The organism is Streptomyces sp. NPDC015032 (genome assembly GCF_043080425.1).
Classification (GTDB): Bacteria; Actinomycetota; Actinomycetes; order Streptomycetales; family Streptomycetaceae; genus Streptomyces.
In genome coordinates this window covers 26410-43752 of record NZ_JBIBVN010000016.1, presented here as the reverse complement: position 1 = coordinate 43752, position 17343 = coordinate 26410, and the positions used below count along the sequence as shown (strand labels likewise).

Here is a 17343-nt window from a genome sequence, read left to right as displayed (position 1 = left end):
GGCAGGGTGCTCATCCGAGTCTTCGCTTGCTCAAGGTCTTGACGGGGAGTGCCCCAAAACGCTCAGCTTAGAGTTCACATGTTAGAGAAAACGGTAGGAGTGAGAGAGTCGATGGAGACTCCGGGGTCGCAGACATCTCTGCATCGCGCCAACCTTGAGCGGGTCGTGCGCGCGGTACGCATGGCGGGCTCACTCACCCAGGCGGAGATCGCACGGAGCACCGGCCTCTCGGCGGCCACCGTCTCCAACATCGTTCGCGAGCTGAAGGACGGCGGCACGGTCGAGGTGACCCCCACCTCGGCGGGCGGACGCCGGGCCCGCAGCGTCTCGCTCAGTGGCGACGCCGGCATCGTGGTCGGCGTCGATTTCGGTCATACGCATCTGAGGGTGGCGATCGGCAACCTCGCCCACCAGGTGCTCGCCGAGGAGTCCGAGCCGATGGACGTCGACGCCTCGGCGGCGGAGGGGTTCGGACGGGCGGAACGGCTGGTCAGAAGGCTCATCGAGAGGACCGGGATCAGCCCGGAGAAGGTGATCGGGGTGGGCCTCGGTGTTCCCGGCCCGATCGACGCCGAGTCCGGCACGCTGGGCTCCACGTCGATCCTGCCGGGCTGGACGGGCATCAATCCCAGCGAGGAGCTCGCGGGCCGGCTCGGGGTGCCGGTGCACGTCGACAACGACGCCAACCTCGGCGCGCTCGGCGAGCTGGTCTGGGGGAGCGGCCGGGGGGTCAAGGACCTCGCGTACATCAAGGTCGCCAGCGGTGTCGGCGCCGGTCTGGTGATCGACGGGCGCATCTACCGGGGGCCGGGCGGCACGGCAGGCGAGATCGGGCACATCACGCTCGACGAGTCGGGCCCGGTCTGCCGCTGCGGCAACCGGGGGTGCCTGGAGACGTTCACGGCCGCGCGCTACGTCCTGCCCCTGCTCCAGCCCAGTCACGGGCCCGATCTCACCATGGAACGGGTGGTCCAGCTGGCCCGTGAGGGCGATCCCGGCTGCCGTCGGGTGGTCGGGGACGTCGGGCGCCACATCGGCAGCGGGGTGGCCAATCTCTGCAACCTGCTCAACCCCAGCCGGGTGGTGCTCGGCGGTTCGCTCGCCGAGGCGGGTGAGCTGGTGCTCGTACCGATCCGCGACTCGGTCTCCCGCTACGCCATTCCCAGCGCCGCCCGGCAGCTCTCGGTGCTGCCCGGGGCGCTCGGCGGCCGGGCCGAGGTGCTGGGTGCGCTGGCCCTGGTGCTGAGCGAGATGGGGGATTCAACCCTTTTGGAGAGCACTCTGTCGACGGCTACCCCTGTCTTCACTTAGATAATGAATGGCACCGTTGTCATCTCGTTAAGAATTTACTCCTTGACGCTGACGGCGCAGCCGAGTTGACTTCCAGCCACCTCGGCCGCAACGTCGCGGCCTCGTCAGGGAGGCAACCGGAATGAACGCAACAACGCGACGCATCGTCATCGGAACGGCCGCAGTTTCCATGGCCGTCTCCCTTGCCGCCTGCGGCAAGGCGGGCGATGACGACAAGGCCGGCAGCGGTGGCGACGGCAAGTCCATCGGCCTGCTGCTGCCGGAGAACAAGACCACCCGCTACGAGACGTTCGACCGCCCCATCATCGAGGCGAAGGTCAGGCAGTTGTGCGGCGACTGCAAGGTCAGGTACAACAACGCCGCGCAGGACAGCGAGACGCAGAAGAAGCAGTTCGACGCGCTCGTCACGCAGGGCGTGAAGGTCATCATCCTCGACACCGTCGACTACAAGGCCGCGAAGTCCTGGGTCCAGCAGGCCGCGAAGAAGGGTGTCAAGGTCGTCGCGTACGACCGTCTCGCCGAGGGCCCGATCTCCGCCTATGTGTCGTACGACAACGAGAAGATCGGCCAGCTCCAGGGCGAGGCCCTGGTCAAGGCGCTCGGCGCCAAGGCCAAGGAGAGCAACGTTGTCATGATCAACGGCTCGCCGACCGACCCGAACGCCCCGTTCTTCAAGAAGGGGGCGCACACCGTCCTCGACGCCCAGGTGAAGAAGGTCGTCTACGAGCAGGACATCCCGGACTGGTCGCCGGACGAGGCCAACAAGAAGATGGGTGCGGCCATCGACTCCCTGGGCAAGGACGGCTTCCAGGGCGTCTACTCCGCCAACGACAGCATGGCCGGCGGCATCATCACGGCACTGAACAAGCAGGGCATCAAGGTCCCGGTCGGCGGTCAGGACTCCGAACTCGCCGGTCTGCAGCGCGTCCTCAGGGGCGACCAGGCCTTCTCGATCTACAAGCAGATCAAGCCGGAGGCGGAGACCACCGCCGAGATCGCGGTCAAGCTCCTCAAGGGCGAGAAGATCGACCAGCTGACCCCGACCAAGGTCGACAGCCTCTCCGGCGAGTTCAAGGGCATCCCGGCCAAGCTGTACGACGCGCAGGTCGTGACCAAGGAGAACGTCGCCGGCACGATCATCGCCGACAAGGTCTACAAGGCCGAGGAGATCTGCACGCCCGAGTTCAAGGCGGCCTGCGAGGCGGCCGGCATCAAGTAACGCCGCCGGGCAGCGCCTTCGGGCCCCACGCCAGTCCGGCGCCCGCCCCGTCATCGCCCCGCAAGCGGGGGCGGGCGCCGGACTTCCCTCGCACCCCCTTGGCTCAGCACCACCATTCCCGCCGGTCAGGCGGCGAAGGAGATGATTCACGTGTCCGCTACGCCCGTGCTGGCGTTGCGCGGAGTCTCCAAGCGGTTCGGCGCCGTCCAGGCGCTCACCGACGTGGACCTGGAGATTCACCCCGGCGAGGTCGTCGCCCTGGTCGGCGACAACGGCGCCGGCAAGTCGACCCTCGTCAAGACCATTTCGGGTGTCCACCCGATCGACGAAGGCGTCATCAAGTGGGAGGGCGAAGCGGTCCGCATCAACCGCCCGAACGACGCCCAGGATCTCGGAGTCGCCACCGTCTACCAGGACTTGGCGCTCTGCGACAACCTCGATGTCGTCGCCAACCTCTTCCTCGGCAGCGAACTGCGCAGGGCCTGTGTCCTCGACGAGATCGGGATGGAGAAACGGGCCAAGGAACTGCTGGACACCCTCTCCATCCGGATACCGAGTGTCCGCATCCCGGTCGCCGCGCTCTCCGGCGGCCAGCGCCAAGTCGTCGCCATCGCACGCGCGTTGATCGGCGACCCCAAGATCGTCATCCTGGACGAGCCGACCGCGGCACTCGGCGTCGAGCAGACCGCCCAGGTCCTCGACCTGGTCGAGCGGCTGCGTGAGCGGGGCCACGGCGTCATCCTCATCAGCCACAACATGGCCGACGTGCGCGCCGTCGCGGACCGGGTGGCGGTACTCCGCCTGGGCCGCAACAACGGCGTCTTCGACGTGGCGGCCACCTCCCACGAAGAAATCATCGCCGCGATCACCGGCGCCACGGACAATGCCGTCACGCGCCGCCAGGCACGCACGGCCACGAAGGAGGACGCGAAGTGAGCGACCTCGCCAAGACCCCCGGGACATCCGCCGCCGGGAAGCCCGGCCCGCAGCCGCCGGCCGCCGAGCAGTCCGCGGCCCCCGCACCCGCAGTCGACCCGCGCCTCCTCGTCCGAGAGGAGGGCTTCAAGGGCTACTGGGCCGAGTTCACCCGCAAGCTGCGCGGCGGCGAGCTCGGCTCGCTGCCGGTCTTCGTCGGACTGATCGTCATCGCGCTCGTCTTCCAGTTCCAGAACAGCAACTTCCTCTCCGCCAGCTCCGTCGCCAACATCGCTGTCTACAGCTCCGGCCTCGGCATCATGGCGGTCGGCATCGTGTTCGTCCTGCTGCTCGGCGAGATCGACCTCTCGGTCGGTTCCGTCGCCGGGGTGGGCGCGGCCGTCTGGGCCGTTCTCAACGTCAACCACGGCTGGAACGAATGGCTCGCGATCACCGTGGCCGTTCTCTCCGGGATGGCGCTCGGCGCGCTGCACGGCTTCTTCTTCGCCAAGATCGGTGTACCGGCCTTCGTCGTCACCCTGGCCGGCTTCCTCGGCTGGAGCGGTCTCCAGGACTGGATGATGGGCGGGGAGGGCTCGATCAACACGCCGTCCGGCAGTGTCGTCGAGAACCTGACCAACTACTTCTTCGAGGACAAGGCCGCCGGCTACGGACTCGCCCTGGTCGCCGTCCTCGCGTACGCGGCCTCGCTCCTGGTGGACAGCAGGCGCCGCAAGGCCGCGGGCCTGCCCGCCCGCCCCATCGGCGAGGTCGTGCTGCGCACCGCGGTCGTCGCGATCCTCTGCTTCGTCGTCGCCTACGTCCTGAACGAGCCCGTCGGCGCCCGCGGCCTGCCGCTCGCCCTGGTGCTCTTCCTCGCCGTCCTGGTCGTCGCGGACTTCGTCGCCCGGCGCACGAGCTTCGGCCGTCAGGTCTTCGCGGTCGGCGGCAATCCGGAGGCGGCGCGCCGTGCCGGTATCAATGTCGACCGGATCCGGATCGTCGTCTTCGCCCTGTCCGGCACACTGGGCGCCTTCGGCGGGCTCTTCATCGCCAGCCTTTCCGGCGGCGCCACCAAGAGCGTCGGCGGCGGCAACACGCTGATGCTGGTCATCGCGGCCGCCGTCATCGGCGGCACCAGTCTCTTCGGCGGCCGGGGCAAGGTCTGGTCCGCGCTCCTCGGCATGATCGTGATCCAGTCGATCCAGCAGGGCCTGAACATGATCAACATGGCGAACGCCATTCAGTACATGATCACCGGCGCCGTGCTGCTGGCCGCCGTGGTCATCGACTCGGTGTCCCGGCGCACCCAGAAGACCGCAGGTCGCGCGTAAGGAACGCGCCCGCCCGGCACCCGATCCGGGTGCCGGGCACTGCCGGTTCCAGTGAAGGGCGTGTGACAGCACACCCCCGCCCGATGCCTGCCGCGACGCACGGAACATTAGACTCATCGGATCGGCATGCTCGACCAGCTCAAACGCAAGGAGGAACGGGTGGCTCTGCTGACCCGCATCGGTGGACCGCGTGACCTGGACCGGCTCACTCCCGAGCAGCTGGACCAGCTCGCCGAAGAGATCCGGACCTTCCTCGTCGACGCCGTTTCGAAGACCGGGGGCCATCTCGGCCCCAACCTGGGCGTGGTCGAGCTGACCATCGCCCTGCACCGTGTCTTCGATTCGCCGAAGGACAAGGTGCTGTTCGACACCGGTCACCAGAGTTATGTGCACAAGCTCCTCACCGGTCGCCAGGACTTCTCGAAGCTCAAGAGCAAGGGCGGCCTCTCCGGCTACCCCTCCCGCGCGGAGTCCGAGCACGACATCATCGAGAACTCGCACGCCTCCACCGTGCTCGGCTGGGCCGACGGCCTCGCCAAGGCCAACGAGGTGCTGGGCAAGGACGACCACGTCGTCGCGGTCATCGGTGACGGCGCGCTCACCGGCGGCATGGCCTGGGAGGCGCTGAACAACATCGCCGCCGCCAAGGACCGCCCGCTCGTCATCGTTGTCAACGACAACGAGCGCTCCTATGCCCCGACCATCGGCGGCCTGGCCAACCACCTCGCGACGCTGCGCACCACCGACGGCTACGAGCGCTTCCTGGCCCGCGGCAAGGACCTCCTGGAGCGCACCCCCGTCGTCGGGAGGCCGCTGTACGAGACCCTGCACGGTGCCAAGAAGGGGCTGAAGGACTTCATCGCCCCGCAGGGCATGTTCGAGGACCTCGGCCTGAAGTACGTCGGCCCGATCGACGGCCATGACATCGAGGCCCTGGAGTCCGCGCTCCAGCGCGCCAAGCGCTTCGGCGGTCCCGTCATCGTGCACTGCCTCACCGAGAAGGGCCGCGGCTACACCCCCGCCCTGCTCGACGAGGCCGACCGCTTCCACGCCGTCGGCAAGATCCACCCCGACACCGGCCTGCCGGTCGCCACCTCGGGCCTCGACTGGACCTCCGTCTTCGGCGAGGAGATGGTCAAGCTCGGCAAGGAGCGCAAGGACATCGTCGCGATCACCGCGGCCATGCTCCAGCCGGTCGGCCTGACCATGTTCGAGAAGGAGTTCCCCGACCGGATCTACGACGTCGGCATCGCCGAGCAGCACGGCGCGGTCTCCGCGGCCGGCCTCGCCACCGGCGGACTGCACCCCGTCTTCGCGGTGTACGCCACCTTCCTCAACCGCGCCTTCGACCAGGTCCTGATGGACGTCGCGCTGCACAAGTGCGGTGTGACCTTCGTCCTGGACCGGGCCGGTGTCACCGGCACCGACGGCGCCTCGCACAACGGCATGTGGGACATGTCGATCCTGCAGTGCGTGCCCACGCTCCGGATCGCCGCCCCGCGCGACGCCGACCAGGTCCGTGCCCAGCTGCGGGAGGCCGTCGAGGTCGACGACGCGCCGACCGTGGTGCGCTTCTCCAAGGGTGCGGTCGGCCCGGCGGTCAAGGCCGTCGGCAGGGTCGGCGGCATGGATGTCCTGCGCGAGCCCGGCGCCGCCCGGCCGGATGTCCTCCTCGTCTCCGTCGGCGCGCTCGCCCCGATGTGCCTGGAGATCGCCGACCTGCTGGACGCCCAGGGCATCTCGACGACCGTCGTCGACCCGCGCTGGGTCAAGCCGGTCGACGAGGCCATGGCCCCGCTCGCCGAGCGGCACCGGGTCGTCGTCACCGTCGAGGACAACAGCAGGGCCGGCGGCGTCGGCTCCGCCGTCGCCCAGGCGCTGCGCGACGCCGGTGTCGACGTACCGCTGCGCGACTTCGGCATTCCGCCCCGCTTCCTGGACCACGCCTCCCGCAAGGAGGTCCTGGCCGAGATCGGACTGACCGCCCCGGACATCGCCCGTCAGGTCACCGGCCTGGTGGCCAGGCAGGACGGCCGCTACGAGGTGGCGGCGGAGGACAGCTCCGTGGTCGTCGAGCCCGTCCGGGACTGACCGGAGGCCGGGGCCGGGCGGTCTCGGGACCGCGGGGCCCCGGGTCCTTACGAGCGAACCGCGATACGGCCGATGGGCCGGTCGGTCCACCCTGCACGGGTGGTCCGACCGGCCCATTTGTGTGAAATCGACCAGTATGGGCACTTTGCTGCGGATATGGTCAGAATCATGGCGTGCACGACGAGTGCGTGGAGGTACGCCGGTGACTGCCCAGCAGGACACACCACCCAGCAGTGACGGACTGTTCCGGACCAAGACGGTCGAACAGTCCATCCGCGACACCGAGGAGCCGGAGCACGCGCTCAGGAAGTCCCTCTCCGCGCTGGATCTCACGGTCTTCGGAGTGGGCGTCATCATCGGCACCGGCATCTTCGTGCTCACCGGCAAGGTGGCCAAGGAGACCGCCGGTCCCGCTACCGCCCTCGCCTTCGTGGCCGCGGGCATCGTCTGCGGTCTGGCGGCGCTCTGCTACGCCGAGTTCGCCTCCACCGTCCCCGTCGCCGGCTCCGCATACACCTTCGCGTACGCCTCGCTCGGCGAGCTCGTCGCCTGGATCATCGGCTGGGACCTGGTGCTGGAGTTCGCGCTCGGCACGGCGGTGGTGGCGGTCGGCTGGTCCGGCTACGTCCGCTCGCTGCTGGACAACTTCGGCTGGTCCATTCCCGACGCGCTCTCCGGAACCGATGTGGCGAAAGGATTCGGCTTCGACATCCTCGCGTTCGTCCTGGTGCTCGTCCTGACCGTCGTCCTGGTGCTCGGCATGAAGCTCTCGGCCCGGGTCACGACGATTGTCGTCGCCATCAAGGTCGCCGTGGTCCTGATCGTGATCATCGCGGGACTGTTCTTCGTCAAGGCCGCCAACTACTCGCCGTTCATCCCCGAGGCGCAGCCGCAGCCCGCCGGATCCGGACTGACCGCGCCCCTGGTCCAGCTCATGTTCGGCTACGCGCCCACGAACTTCGGCGTCATGGGCATCTTCACCGCCGCCTCCATCGTCTTCTTCGCCTTCATCGGCTTCGACGTGGTGGCCACCGCCGCCGAGGAGACGAAGGTTCCGCAACGTGACATGCCACGTGGCATCCTCGCCTCGCTCTTCATCTGCACCCTGCTCTATGTCGCCGTGTCACTGGTGGTCACGGGCATGCAGCACTACTCCGAGCTGTCCGTCGAGGCCCCGCTGGCCGATGCCTTCAAGGCCGTCGGCCATCCGGTCTACGCCGGACTCATCAGCTTCGGCGCCGCGATCGGCCTCACCACGGTCTGTCTGATCCTGCTGCTCGGGCAGACCCGGGTGTTCTTCGCGATGAGCCGCGACGGGCTGCTCCCGCGGTTCTTCTCCGTGACCCACCCCCGCTACCGCACCCCGTACCGCCCGACCATCCTGCTCGGCGTGGTCATCGCGATCGTCGCGGGCTTCACCAGCATCAACGAACTGGCGACGCTGGTGAACATCGGCACGCTCTTCGCGTTCGTCGTCGTCGCCCTGGGCGTTCTGGTGCTGCGCCGCACCCGCCCCGAACTGCACCGCGCGTTCCGCACCCCGTGGGTGCCGCTGCTCCCGATCCTCTCGGTGGCCGCCTCGGTGTGGCTGATGCTCAACCTGCCGGCGGAGACCTGGCTGCGGTTCGCCGTCTGGATGATCATCGGCGTGATCATCTACTTCATGTACGGGCGCAGCCACAGCCGGATCGGCAAGCCCGTCGGCCGGCCTTAGGGCCTCTCGTTTGGATCATGCCGGGCTCGCGGGGTCTGGCACGCACTCCCCCAAGGCATTAAGGGCCAGGGGGGACCCCCCTCCGCGTTGTCGTCACTCGCCAGGGCTCCTTCCCCAAGCTCTCGGCTCCGCTCGAGCAGGGGAGACCCCATCTGACTCCCTCCTCCGCCTTGCGATCGCACGCACCAGACCCCGCTCCCTGATCCGGCCTGATCCAAACGAAAGGCCCCAGCTCAGCCGGTGCGCGACGGCGGCAGCGGCCGTACCGCACGGGGGCCCACGCACCGCGCCCCGTAGGCCGCCACCCGCCGCCGCAGCTCCCGGTCCGCGGTGACCACGACACAAGTACGGCCCGGCGGACGGGACAGGGCGGCGGCGACCAGTTCCACGATCCGATCGTCACCGCTCCCGGCCGCCGGCTCCACCCGAACCCCGGGGACCGATGCGACGCCCCGGGCCGCGCCCTCGACGACCAGTACCAGTTCGACGGGACCGGGAAGGGTCTCCAGGCCGGCCGCGGCGAACGGGACCAGCGAGTCCCGCAATCGTACGGCCGCCCCGTGCCGGTCCCGCCACCATCCGTCCGGTACCGACCCGACCACATTCGCCGCGTCGACGATCACCAGGGCCGGTTCACTCCGCATCCCCCAAGGGTGTCATGCGCCGAGCGCGGCCGGAGCCCGTCAGCCGCCGACGGCGGTGCATGCCTACGGGCTACGTTTCGGACTCTTGGTGCGCAGAAGCGGGCCGTACGAGAGGTTCGTACGGCCCGCCGCGGTTGCGCTTGTGCGTTTTTCGTGAAGCTGCGTCAGCTGATCGGTGGCACTACGCCGGAACGCTCGCCACGCCCGGCTCCAGGAACTTCTTGCCGTTCACCCGCTCCGAGACGCCCTCGCGGTCCAGGTACGGCGTGATGCCGCCCAGGTGGAAGGGCCAGCCCGCGCCGGTGATCAGGCAGAGGTCGATGTCCTGGGCCTCGGCGACGACGCCCTCGTCCAGCATCAGACCGATCTCCTGCGCGACCGCGTCCAGGACACGGTCGCGGACCTGCTCCTCGGACAGGACGACGTCGCCCTGCTTGAGGAGCGCGGCGACCTCCGGGTCCAGCTCCGGCTTGCCGGAGTCGTAGACGTAGAAGCCGCGCTTGCCGGCCTCGACCACGGCGGCCAGGTTCTCGGAGACCGTGAAGCGGTCCGGGAAAGCGCGGTTCAGGGTCTTTGAGACGTGCAGACCGATCGCCGGACCGACCAGCTCCAGGAGCACCAGCGGGGACATCGGCAGACCGAGCGGCTCGACGGCCTTCTCCGCCGTCTCGACCGGCGTGCCCTCGTCGATGACGTTCTGGATCTCGCCCATGAAGCGGGTGAGGATGCGGTTGACGACGAACGCCGGGGCGTCCTTCACCAGGACCGCGGTCTTCTTCAGCTTGCGGGCCACACCGAAGGCCGTGGCCAGCGAGGCGTCGTCGGTCCGCTCGCCGCGCACGATCTCCAGCAGCGGCAGGATCGCGACCGGGTTGAAGAAGTGGAAGCCGACGACCCGCTCGGGGTTCTTCAGCTTCGACGCCATCTCGGTGACCGAGAGGGACGAGGTGTTGGTGGCGAGGATCGCGTGTGCCGGGGCGACCGCCTCGACCTCCGCGAAGACCTGCTGCTTGACGCCGATCTCCTCGAAGACGGCCTCGATGATGAAGTCGGCGTCGGAGAAGCCCTCCGCCTTGTCCAGCACACCGGAGACCAGGGCCTTGAGGCGGTTGGCCTTGTCCTGGTTGATGCGGCCCTTGCCGAGCAGCTTCTCGACCTCGGCGTGGACATAGCCCACACCCTTGTCGACGCGTTCCTGGTCGATGTCGGTCAGCACGACCGGCACCTCCAGACGGCGCAGGAACAGCAGCGCCAGCTGCGAGGCCATCAGACCGGCACCGACGACGCCGACCTTGGTGACCGGGCGGGCCAGGGCCTTGTCCGGAGCCCCGGCCGGGCGCTTGGCGCGCTTCTGGACCAGGTTGAAGGAGTAGATCCCGGAGCGCAGCTCACCGCCCATGATCAGGTCCGCGAGGGCCTGGTCCTCGGCGTCGAAGCCGGCGCTCAGGTCGCCGTTCTTCGCCGCGGCGATGATGTCCAGCGCGCGGTACGCGGCCGGGGCCGCACCGTGCACCTTCGAGTCGGCGATGGCCCTGCCCCGGGCGACGGCCTGGTCCCAGGCGTCGCCGCGGTCGATCCCGGGGCGCTCCACCGTGACCGTGCCGTTCAGCACCGAAGCGGTCCACACCAGCGACTGCTCCAGGAAGTCCGCGCCCTCGAAGATCGCGTCGGCGATCCCGAGCTCGAAGACCTGCTTGCCCCTCAGCTGGCGGTTCTGGTTCAGCGAGTTCTCGATGATGACGGAGACCGCGCGGTCGGCACCGATCAGGTTCGGCAGCAGCGCGCAGCCACCCCAGCCGGGGACCAGACCGAGGAAGACCTCGGGCAGCGAGAACGCGGGCAGCGCCTTGGAGACGGTCCGGTACGAGCAGTGCAGACCGACCTCGACACCGCCGCCCATCGCCGCGCCGTTGTAGTACGCGAACGTCGGGACCGCGAGGCCGGAGAGGCGGCGGAAGACGTCGTGGCCGCCCTTGCCGATGGCCAGTGCGTCGTCGTGGGTCTTCAGCAGCTCGACGCCCTTGAGGTCGGCGCCGACCGCGAAGATGAACGGCTTGCCCGTGATGCCGATGCCGATGATCGCGCCCTCGGCGGCCTCCTTCTCGACCTGGTCGATCGCGGCGTTCAGGTTCGCCAGCGACTGCGGTCCGAAGGTGGTCGGCTTGGTGTGGTCCAGGCCGTTGTCCAGCGTGATGAGGGCGAAGCGGCCCGCACCCGCCGGAAGGTCGAGGTGGCGTACGTGCGCCGACGTCACGACCTCGTCCGGGAACAGCTCGGCCGCACCCTTCAAAAGCTCGGCTGTGGTGGTCACTTGCTGCCTCCGGCGTCCTTGTGGTGCGGGTTCTCCCAGATGACCGTGGCGCCCATGCCGAAGCCGACGCACATGGTGGTGAGGCCGTAGCGGACCTCCGGCTGCTCCTCGAACTGGCGGGCCAGCTGCGTCATCAGACGCACACCGGAGGAGGCCAGCGGGTGGCCGTAGGCGATGGCACCGCCGTACTGGTTGACGCGCGCGTCGTCGTCGGCGATGCCGTAGTGGTCCAGGAAGGCCAGGACCTGGACGGCGAACGCCTCGTTGATCTCGAAGAGACCGATGTCCTCGATGGCCAGCCCGGCCTTGGCCAGGGCTTTCTCGGTCGCCGGGATCGGCCCGTACCCCATCACCTCGGGCTCGACGCCCGCGAAGGCGTAGGAGACCAGGCGCATCTTGACCGGGAGGCCGTTCTCGCGGGCGAAGTCCTCGGAGGCGATGATCGAGGCGGTGGCGCCGTCGTTGAGCCCCGCGGCGTTACCGGCGGTGACCCGGCCGTGGGCACGGAACGGGGTCTTCAGACCCGCGAGGGACTCCAGAGTCGTACCCGGGCGCATCGGCTCGTCGGCGGTGACCAGGCCCCAGCCGGTCTCGCCGCCCTCCGGGTTGGTGCGACGCACCGAGACCGGCACCAGGTCCTGCTGGATCTTGCCGTCGGCGTACGCCTTGGCGGCCTTCTCCTGCGAGCGGACCGCGTACTCGTCGGCACGGACCTTGGTGATCTGCGGGTACCGGTCGTGCAGATTTTCCGCGGTCATGCCCATGAACAGGGCGGACTCGTCGACCAGCTTCTCCGACACGAAGCGCGGGTTCGGGTCCACGCCCTCGCCCATCGGGTGGCGGCCCATGTGCTCGACACCACCGGCGACGACGACGTCGTACGCGCCGAAGGCGATGGAACCGGCCGTCGAAGTGACGGCGGTCAGGGCGCCCGCACACATGCGGTCGATGGAGTAACCGGGGACGGACTGCGGCAGCCCGGCCAGGATCCCGGCGGTACGGCCCAGCGTCAGACCCTGGTCACCGATCTGCGTGGTCGCGGCGATGGCGACCTCGTCGATCTTCGCGGGGTCCAGGTCCGGGTTGCGGCGCAGCAGCTCCCGGATGGCCTTCACGACGAGATCGTCGGCGCGGGTCTCGTGGTAGATGCCCTTCGGGCCCGCTTTGCCGAACGGGGTGCGGACGCCGTCGACGAAGACGACGTCCCGGATGGTACGAGGCACGATGGCTCTCCTCCAGGGTGCGGGATGGCACTGCTGCGGGGCACGCCCGCAGGCGTACCGCTTCCCTCATGCTACTTGCGGGTAACCAGACTGCCCACCCCTTCCGACGGGAGCGGCGAAGGTCACATGCGGGCGGGGAGCCGCGAGGACCGTTTCGTCCTCAAACGCCGGACGGGCCGAAGTGCCGCCCCGCCGGGTGTGCCGGCGGGGCGGGCGGCCAGGAGCAACCAGCGGCCCGGCCGCCCGTCGCGCCGGAAACGGCGAACGCCGGACGGGCTGGGAGAACAGCCCGTCCGGTGATCAAGGGCACGGTCCGACCCGAACCTCGCAACCTGGCGTGAATACGCCCCTCGACGGCGAACCCTCAGGCCGCCGATGTCAGCGCGCGGACCAGCAGCGGGGTCACCTGTTCGATCTGCCAACGCCGCGCCCCGTACCCGGTGAGCGCGGATTCGATCGCGTCCAGGGTCGGATTTTTGGGCGGCTCCCAGCAGACCCGGCGCACCGTGTCCGGGGTGATCAGGTTCTCCTGCGGCATGTGCAGCCGCTCGGCGAGCTCCGACACCGCGGCGCGGGCGGCCGCGAGCCGGGCCGCTGCCGCCGGGTCCTTGTCGGCCCAGGCGCGGGGCGGCGGCGGACCGGCGAGGGTCTGGCCGGGCTGCGGCAGCTCCGAATCCGGCAGCGCCTTGGCCCGGTCGATGGCCGCCTGCCACTGCTCCAGCTGCCGCCGCCCCATGCGGTGACCGAATCCGGGCAGGGCGGTCAGCGCATGCGTGTTCGGCGGGAGTGCGAGCGCGGCCTCGACGATCGCGGCGTCGCCCAGCACCTTGCCGGGCGAGATGTCGCGGCGCCGGGCGACCTGGTCACGGACGGTCCACAACTCCCGTACCACCGCCATCTGACGGCGGCGGCGGACCTTGTGCATGCCCGAGGTGCGGCGCCAGGGGTCCTTGCGCGGGGGAGCGGGCGGCGCCGAGGCGATCGCGTCGAACTCCTCCCGCGCCCACTCCAGCTTGCCCTGCCGGTCGAGCTCGTCCTCCAGGGCGTTGCGCAGATCGATCAGCAGCTCGACGTCGAGCGCCGCGTAGCGCAGCCAGGGGTCGGGCAGCGGGCGGGTGGACCAGTCGACGGCGGAGTGGCCCTTCTCCAGCGAGTACCCGAGCACGCTCTCGACCATGGCGCCCAGTCCGACCCGCGGGAAGCCGGCCAGCCGTCCGGCCAGCTCCGTGTCGAAGAGCCCGGTGGGGGTCATCCCTATTTCGCGCAGACAGGGCAGGTCCTGGGTGGCGGCGTGCAGGATCCACTCGCTGCCGCTCAGTACCTCACCGAGCTTCGACAGATCGGGGCAGCCGACCGGGTCGATCAGCGCACTGCCCGCGCCGTCGCGGCGCAGCTGCACGAGGTAGGCGCGCTGGCCGTAGCGGTAGCCGGAGGCGCGCTCGGCATCGACGGCCACCGGGCCGGAGCCCGAGGCGAAGGCGGCGACCACCCGGGCGAGGGCGTCGTCGGACGCCACCACCGGGGGAATGCCCTCGCGAGGTTCGAGCAAGGGGATCGGCGCCGGGGCGACGTCGTCCGGGGGAGCGCCCCCGGTGGTTCGCAGTGAAGTGTCTGCTGCGGTCTCTTGGGCGTCGGTCACGTGTCAAGGGTATCCGTGTATGTGCGGCGCCCGTCGACGGAACGTTCCGTCGACGGGCGCCGATGCATGCAAACCAGCCGGTCCGTGTCGCTGCGCGGAGCCGCGCCGGAGGTACGGGCGTCAGTGAATGATTCCCGTTCGCAGGGCGACGGCGACCATTCCTGCGCGGTCTCCGGTGCCGAGCTTGCGGGCGATGCGGGCGAGATGGCTCTTGACGGTCAGGGCGGACAGGCCCATGGAGACACCGATGGCCTTGTTGGACTGGCCCTCGGCGACCAGCCGGAGGACCTCGACCTCGCGGCCGGACAGTTCGCGGTAGCCGCCCGGGTGGCTCGGGGTGCCGGGTGGCCGGCGGTGCATACGGGCGGCGTTGGCGCCGATGGGGGCGACGCCGGGACGGGTGGGGTGGCCGATATTGGTTCGGGTGCCGGTGACGACGTAACCCTTTACGCCGCCCGCGAGGGCGTTGCGCACGGCGCCGATGTCATCGGCGGCGGAGAGGGCGAGGCCGTTCGGCCAGCCGGCGGCTCGGGTCTCGGACAACAGGGTCAGCCCGGAACCGTCGGGCAGATGGACGTCGGCTACGCAGATGTCGCGTGGGTTGCCGACGCGGGGACGGGCCTCCGCGATGGACGACGCCTCGATGACGTCACGTACTCCGAGTGCCCACAGATGGCGGGTGACGGTGGAACGGACGCGCGGGTCGGCCACGACGACCATGGCCGTCGGCTTGTTCGGGCGGTAGGCGACCAGGCTTGCGGGCTGCTCTAGGAGAACGGACACCAGGCCTCCTGGGGAGTGGCGGGACGGGCCGGCTCGGGGAAGAAGCCGGGGCGAACCGTGCTTGAAGGGTCATTGACCTCTTCGGCAGCAGACCCGTCCTCCTTTAGAGGAAGATCACGATTTAGTGAGTAACAATTCGGGCAAATCGGACGCGCGATCGATTGTACGAAAAGAACGCCGGTAATACTGCGCATTTCGTGACGCAGTGTTACCGACGTGGGCAGAGCTTCGTGCGGGAGGGTTCCGCGGGAAGGATTTCAGGGGGCCTGGGGGCCGCGCCGCTGGGGGAGCGTCACCACGGCCGCGTCCGCGGGACCCGACGGCGGCAGGCCGGCGATCTGGCACAGCAGATCCCCCCACGCCGTCAGATGCGCCGCCGTGTCCGGCACCCCGCCCCGGCCCTCGCGCGGCGTCCACGACGCCCGGATCTCGATCTGCGTCGCCGGGCGCCGGGTGGCAAGCGTGCCGAAGTAGTGCGACCCGGCCCGGGTCACCGTGCCGCCCGCCTCTGCGTACGACAGACCGCGCGCCTCCAGCGCACCGGTCAGCCACGACCAGCACACCTCCGGCAGCAGCGGATCGGAAGCCATCTCCGGCTCCAGCTCGGCCCGTACCAGTGTCACCAGACGGAAGGCCCCCTGCCAGGCCTCGTGCCCGGCCGGATCGTGGAGCAGCACGAGACGGCCGTCGGCGAGGTCCTCCTCGCCCTGGACGACCGCGGCCTCCAGGGCGTACGCGTACGGGGCGAGCCGCTTGGGCGGCGGCGTCGACTCCACCTCCAGCTCCGGGCGCAGCCGCGCCGAGTGCAGCGCGTCCACCGCCGACCGGAACGCGGGCGGGACGGAACCACCCTCCGCGCTGTCCTTGCCGTCAGCGCCATCGGTTTGATCGGAGAACTGTCCCTGAGCCGGAGCCATGCGGGGAAGAGTAGGCGGAACCGGAGCCTCGCGCAGGGAGGGACACCCGGGCGGGCCCGGCTGCTTGCGGCTTCGTGCGAAGATTCCAGGTGTGAGTGCCAACGATCGCCCCACGGGCCAGCAGACGAAGACCTCCGCCACCCATGAGTCGGCGTTCCTGAAGGCGTGCCGCCGCGAGCCCGTGCCGCACACGCCGGTCTGGTTCATGCGCCAGGCGGGGCGTTCGCTGCCGGAGTACCTGAAGGTGCGCGAAGGCATCCCGATGCTCGACTCCTGCATGATGCCGGAGCTGGTCGCGGAGATCACCATGCAGCCCGTGCGGCGCCACAAGGTGGACGCCGCGATCTACTTCAGCGACATCGTGGTACCGCTCAAGGCGATCGGGATCGACCTCGACATCAAGCCCGGCGTCGGCCCGGTCGTCGCCGACCCGATCCGTACCCGCGCCGATCTGGCCCGGCTGCGCGACCTCACACCCGAGGACGTCCACTACGTCACCGAGGCGATAGGCCTGCTCACCGCCGAACTGGGCGCCACCCCCCTCATCGGCTTCGCGGGCGCGCCGTTCACCCTCGCGAGCTACCTCGTGGAGGGCGGCCCGTCCCGCAACCACGAACACACCAAGGCCCTGATGTACGGCGACCCGCAGCTCTGGGCCGACCTGCTCGACCGGCTCGCCGAGATCACCAGTGCCTTCCTCAAGGTGCAGATCGAGGCCGGTGCCTCGGCCGTCCAGCTCTTCGACTCCTGGGTGGGCGCGCTGGCCCCCGCCGACTACCGGCGTTCGGTGCTCCCCGCCTCGGCGAAGGTCTTCGAGGCCGTCGCCCCGTACCAGGTCCCGCGCATTCACTTCGGTGTCGGCACGGGCGAGCTCCTCGGGCTGATGGGCGAGGCGGGCGCGGATGTCGTCGGCGTCGACTGGCGGGTCCCGCTGGACGAGGCGGCGCGCCGGGTCGGCCCCGGCAAGGCGCTCCAGGGCAACCTCGACCCCGCGGTGCTGTTCGCGCCGACGGCGGCGGTGGAGGAGAAGGCCCAGGAGGTGCTGGACGCGGCTGCCGGTCTGGAGGGCCACGTCTTCAACCTGGGCCACGGCGTGATGCCGTCGATGGACCCGGACGCCCTGACCCGGCTCGTGGAGTACGTGCACGAGCGGACCGAGCGCTGAGGGAACCGGGTCGCCAGGCGCCGCGCACTCAGCTCAGAGCCTGTCGGGTGGCTCTTCGGCCGGGTAGCGGAGGGCCG

The 17343-nt window shown here is 69.7% G+C and carries 13 protein-coding genes; 7 read left to right on the top strand and 6 right to left on the bottom strand.

The window, feature by feature from the left end:
- The first annotated feature begins 111 nt into the window (after positions 1-111).
- The 6 genes from ACF08M_RS22630 (at position 112) to ACF08M_RS22605 (ending at position 8584) form a co-directional block, all read left to right on the top strand.
- Positions 112-1311 (top strand): ROK family protein, encoded by a 1200-nt coding sequence (locus tag ACF08M_RS22630; protein WP_392187064.1) that lies wholly within the window; start codon positions 112-114, stop codon positions 1309-1311.
- Positions 1312-1432: 121 nt separating this feature from the next.
- Positions 1433-2530: a substrate-binding domain-containing protein gene (locus ACF08M_RS22625; RefSeq protein ID WP_392187063.1), complete on the top strand. Its 1098-nt coding sequence runs from the start codon at positions 1433-1435 to the stop codon at positions 2528-2530.
- 141 nt (positions 2531-2671) lie between these two features.
- Entirely contained in the window at positions 2672-3466 is a 795-nt protein-coding gene (locus tag ACF08M_RS22620) for an ATP-binding cassette domain-containing protein (RefSeq protein WP_392187062.1), read from the top strand.
- Entirely contained in the window at positions 3463-4779 is a 1317-nt protein-coding gene (locus ACF08M_RS22615) for a sugar ABC transporter permease (protein WP_392187061.1), read from the top strand. Before ACF08M_RS22620 ends, ACF08M_RS22615 begins: the two co-directional genes overlap by 4 nt.
- A 159-nt stretch (positions 4780-4938) precedes the next feature.
- Positions 4939-6870, top strand: coding sequence for a 1-deoxy-D-xylulose-5-phosphate synthase (gene dxs, locus ACF08M_RS22610; protein ID WP_392187150.1), 1932 nt, complete (start codon positions 4939-4941; stop codon positions 6868-6870).
- Between the two features lie 202 nt (positions 6871-7072).
- The gene (locus ACF08M_RS22605; RefSeq protein ID WP_392187060.1) at positions 7073-8584 is read left to right on the top strand and encodes an amino acid permease; all 1512 of its coding nucleotides are present in this window, start codon (positions 7073-7075) and stop codon (positions 8582-8584) included.
- A gap of 233 nt (positions 8585-8817) precedes the next feature.
- On the opposite strand, the gene ACF08M_RS22600 is transcribed toward ACF08M_RS22605, so the two are convergent.
- From ACF08M_RS22600 to ACF08M_RS22575, 6 genes are all read right to left on the bottom strand, one after another.
- Positions 8818-9228: an NTP pyrophosphohydrolase gene (locus tag ACF08M_RS22600; protein WP_392187059.1), complete on the bottom strand. Its 411-nt coding sequence runs from the start codon at positions 9226-9228 to the stop codon at positions 8818-8820.
- Between the two features lie 181 nt (positions 9229-9409).
- Positions 9410-11539, bottom strand: coding sequence for a 3-hydroxyacyl-CoA dehydrogenase NAD-binding domain-containing protein (locus tag ACF08M_RS22595; protein ID WP_392187058.1), 2130 nt, complete (start codon positions 11537-11539; stop codon positions 9410-9412).
- A complete protein-coding gene (locus ACF08M_RS22590; RefSeq protein ID WP_392187057.1) occupies positions 11536-12762 on the bottom strand; it encodes a thiolase family protein in 1227 nt (408 codons plus the stop codon). The genes ACF08M_RS22595 and ACF08M_RS22590 overlap by 4 nt, the downstream gene beginning before the upstream one ends.
- Before the next feature lie 364 nt (positions 12763-13126).
- Positions 13127-14401: an HRDC domain-containing protein gene (locus ACF08M_RS22585; RefSeq protein ID WP_392187056.1), complete on the bottom strand. Its 1275-nt coding sequence runs from the start codon at positions 14399-14401 to the stop codon at positions 13127-13129.
- Between the two features lie 120 nt (positions 14402-14521).
- A complete protein-coding gene (locus ACF08M_RS22580) occupies positions 14522-15184 on the bottom strand; it encodes a response regulator transcription factor (protein ID WP_024488613.1) in 663 nt (220 codons plus the stop codon).
- Positions 15185-15441: 257 nt separating this feature from the next.
- Positions 15442-16101: a DUF3000 domain-containing protein gene (locus ACF08M_RS22575; protein WP_392187055.1), complete on the bottom strand. Its 660-nt coding sequence runs from the start codon at positions 16099-16101 to the stop codon at positions 15442-15444.
- A gap of 91 nt (positions 16102-16192) precedes the next feature.
- On the opposite strand from ACF08M_RS22575, the gene hemE reads away from it, so the two are divergent.
- Positions 16193-17266: a uroporphyrinogen decarboxylase gene (gene hemE, locus ACF08M_RS22570; RefSeq protein ID WP_392187054.1), complete on the top strand. Its 1074-nt coding sequence runs from the start codon at positions 16193-16195 to the stop codon at positions 17264-17266.
- Positions 17267-17343 lie beyond the last annotated feature (77 nt).

What these genes read in the sequence shown, in the direction of transcription:
- ACF08M_RS22630 (WP_392187064.1), top strand. Translation starts at nt 112, where the DNA reads ATGGAGACTCCGGGGTCGCAGACATCTCTGCATCGCGCCAACCTTGAG.
- ACF08M_RS22625 (WP_392187063.1), top strand. Translation starts at nt 1,433, where the DNA reads ATGAACGCAACAACGCGACGCATCGTCATCGGAACGGCCGCAGTTTCC.
- ACF08M_RS22620 (WP_392187062.1), top strand. Translation starts at nt 2,672, where the DNA reads ATGATTCACGTGTCCGCTACGCCCGTGCTGGCGTTGCGCGGAGTCTCC.
- ACF08M_RS22600 (WP_392187059.1), bottom strand. Translation starts at nt 9,228, where the DNA reads ATGCGGAGTGAACCGGCCCTGGTGATCGTCGACGCGGCGAATGTGGTC.
- ACF08M_RS22575 (WP_392187055.1), bottom strand. Translation starts at nt 16,101, where the DNA reads ATGGCTCCGGCTCAGGGACAGTTCTCCGATCAAACCGATGGCGCTGAC.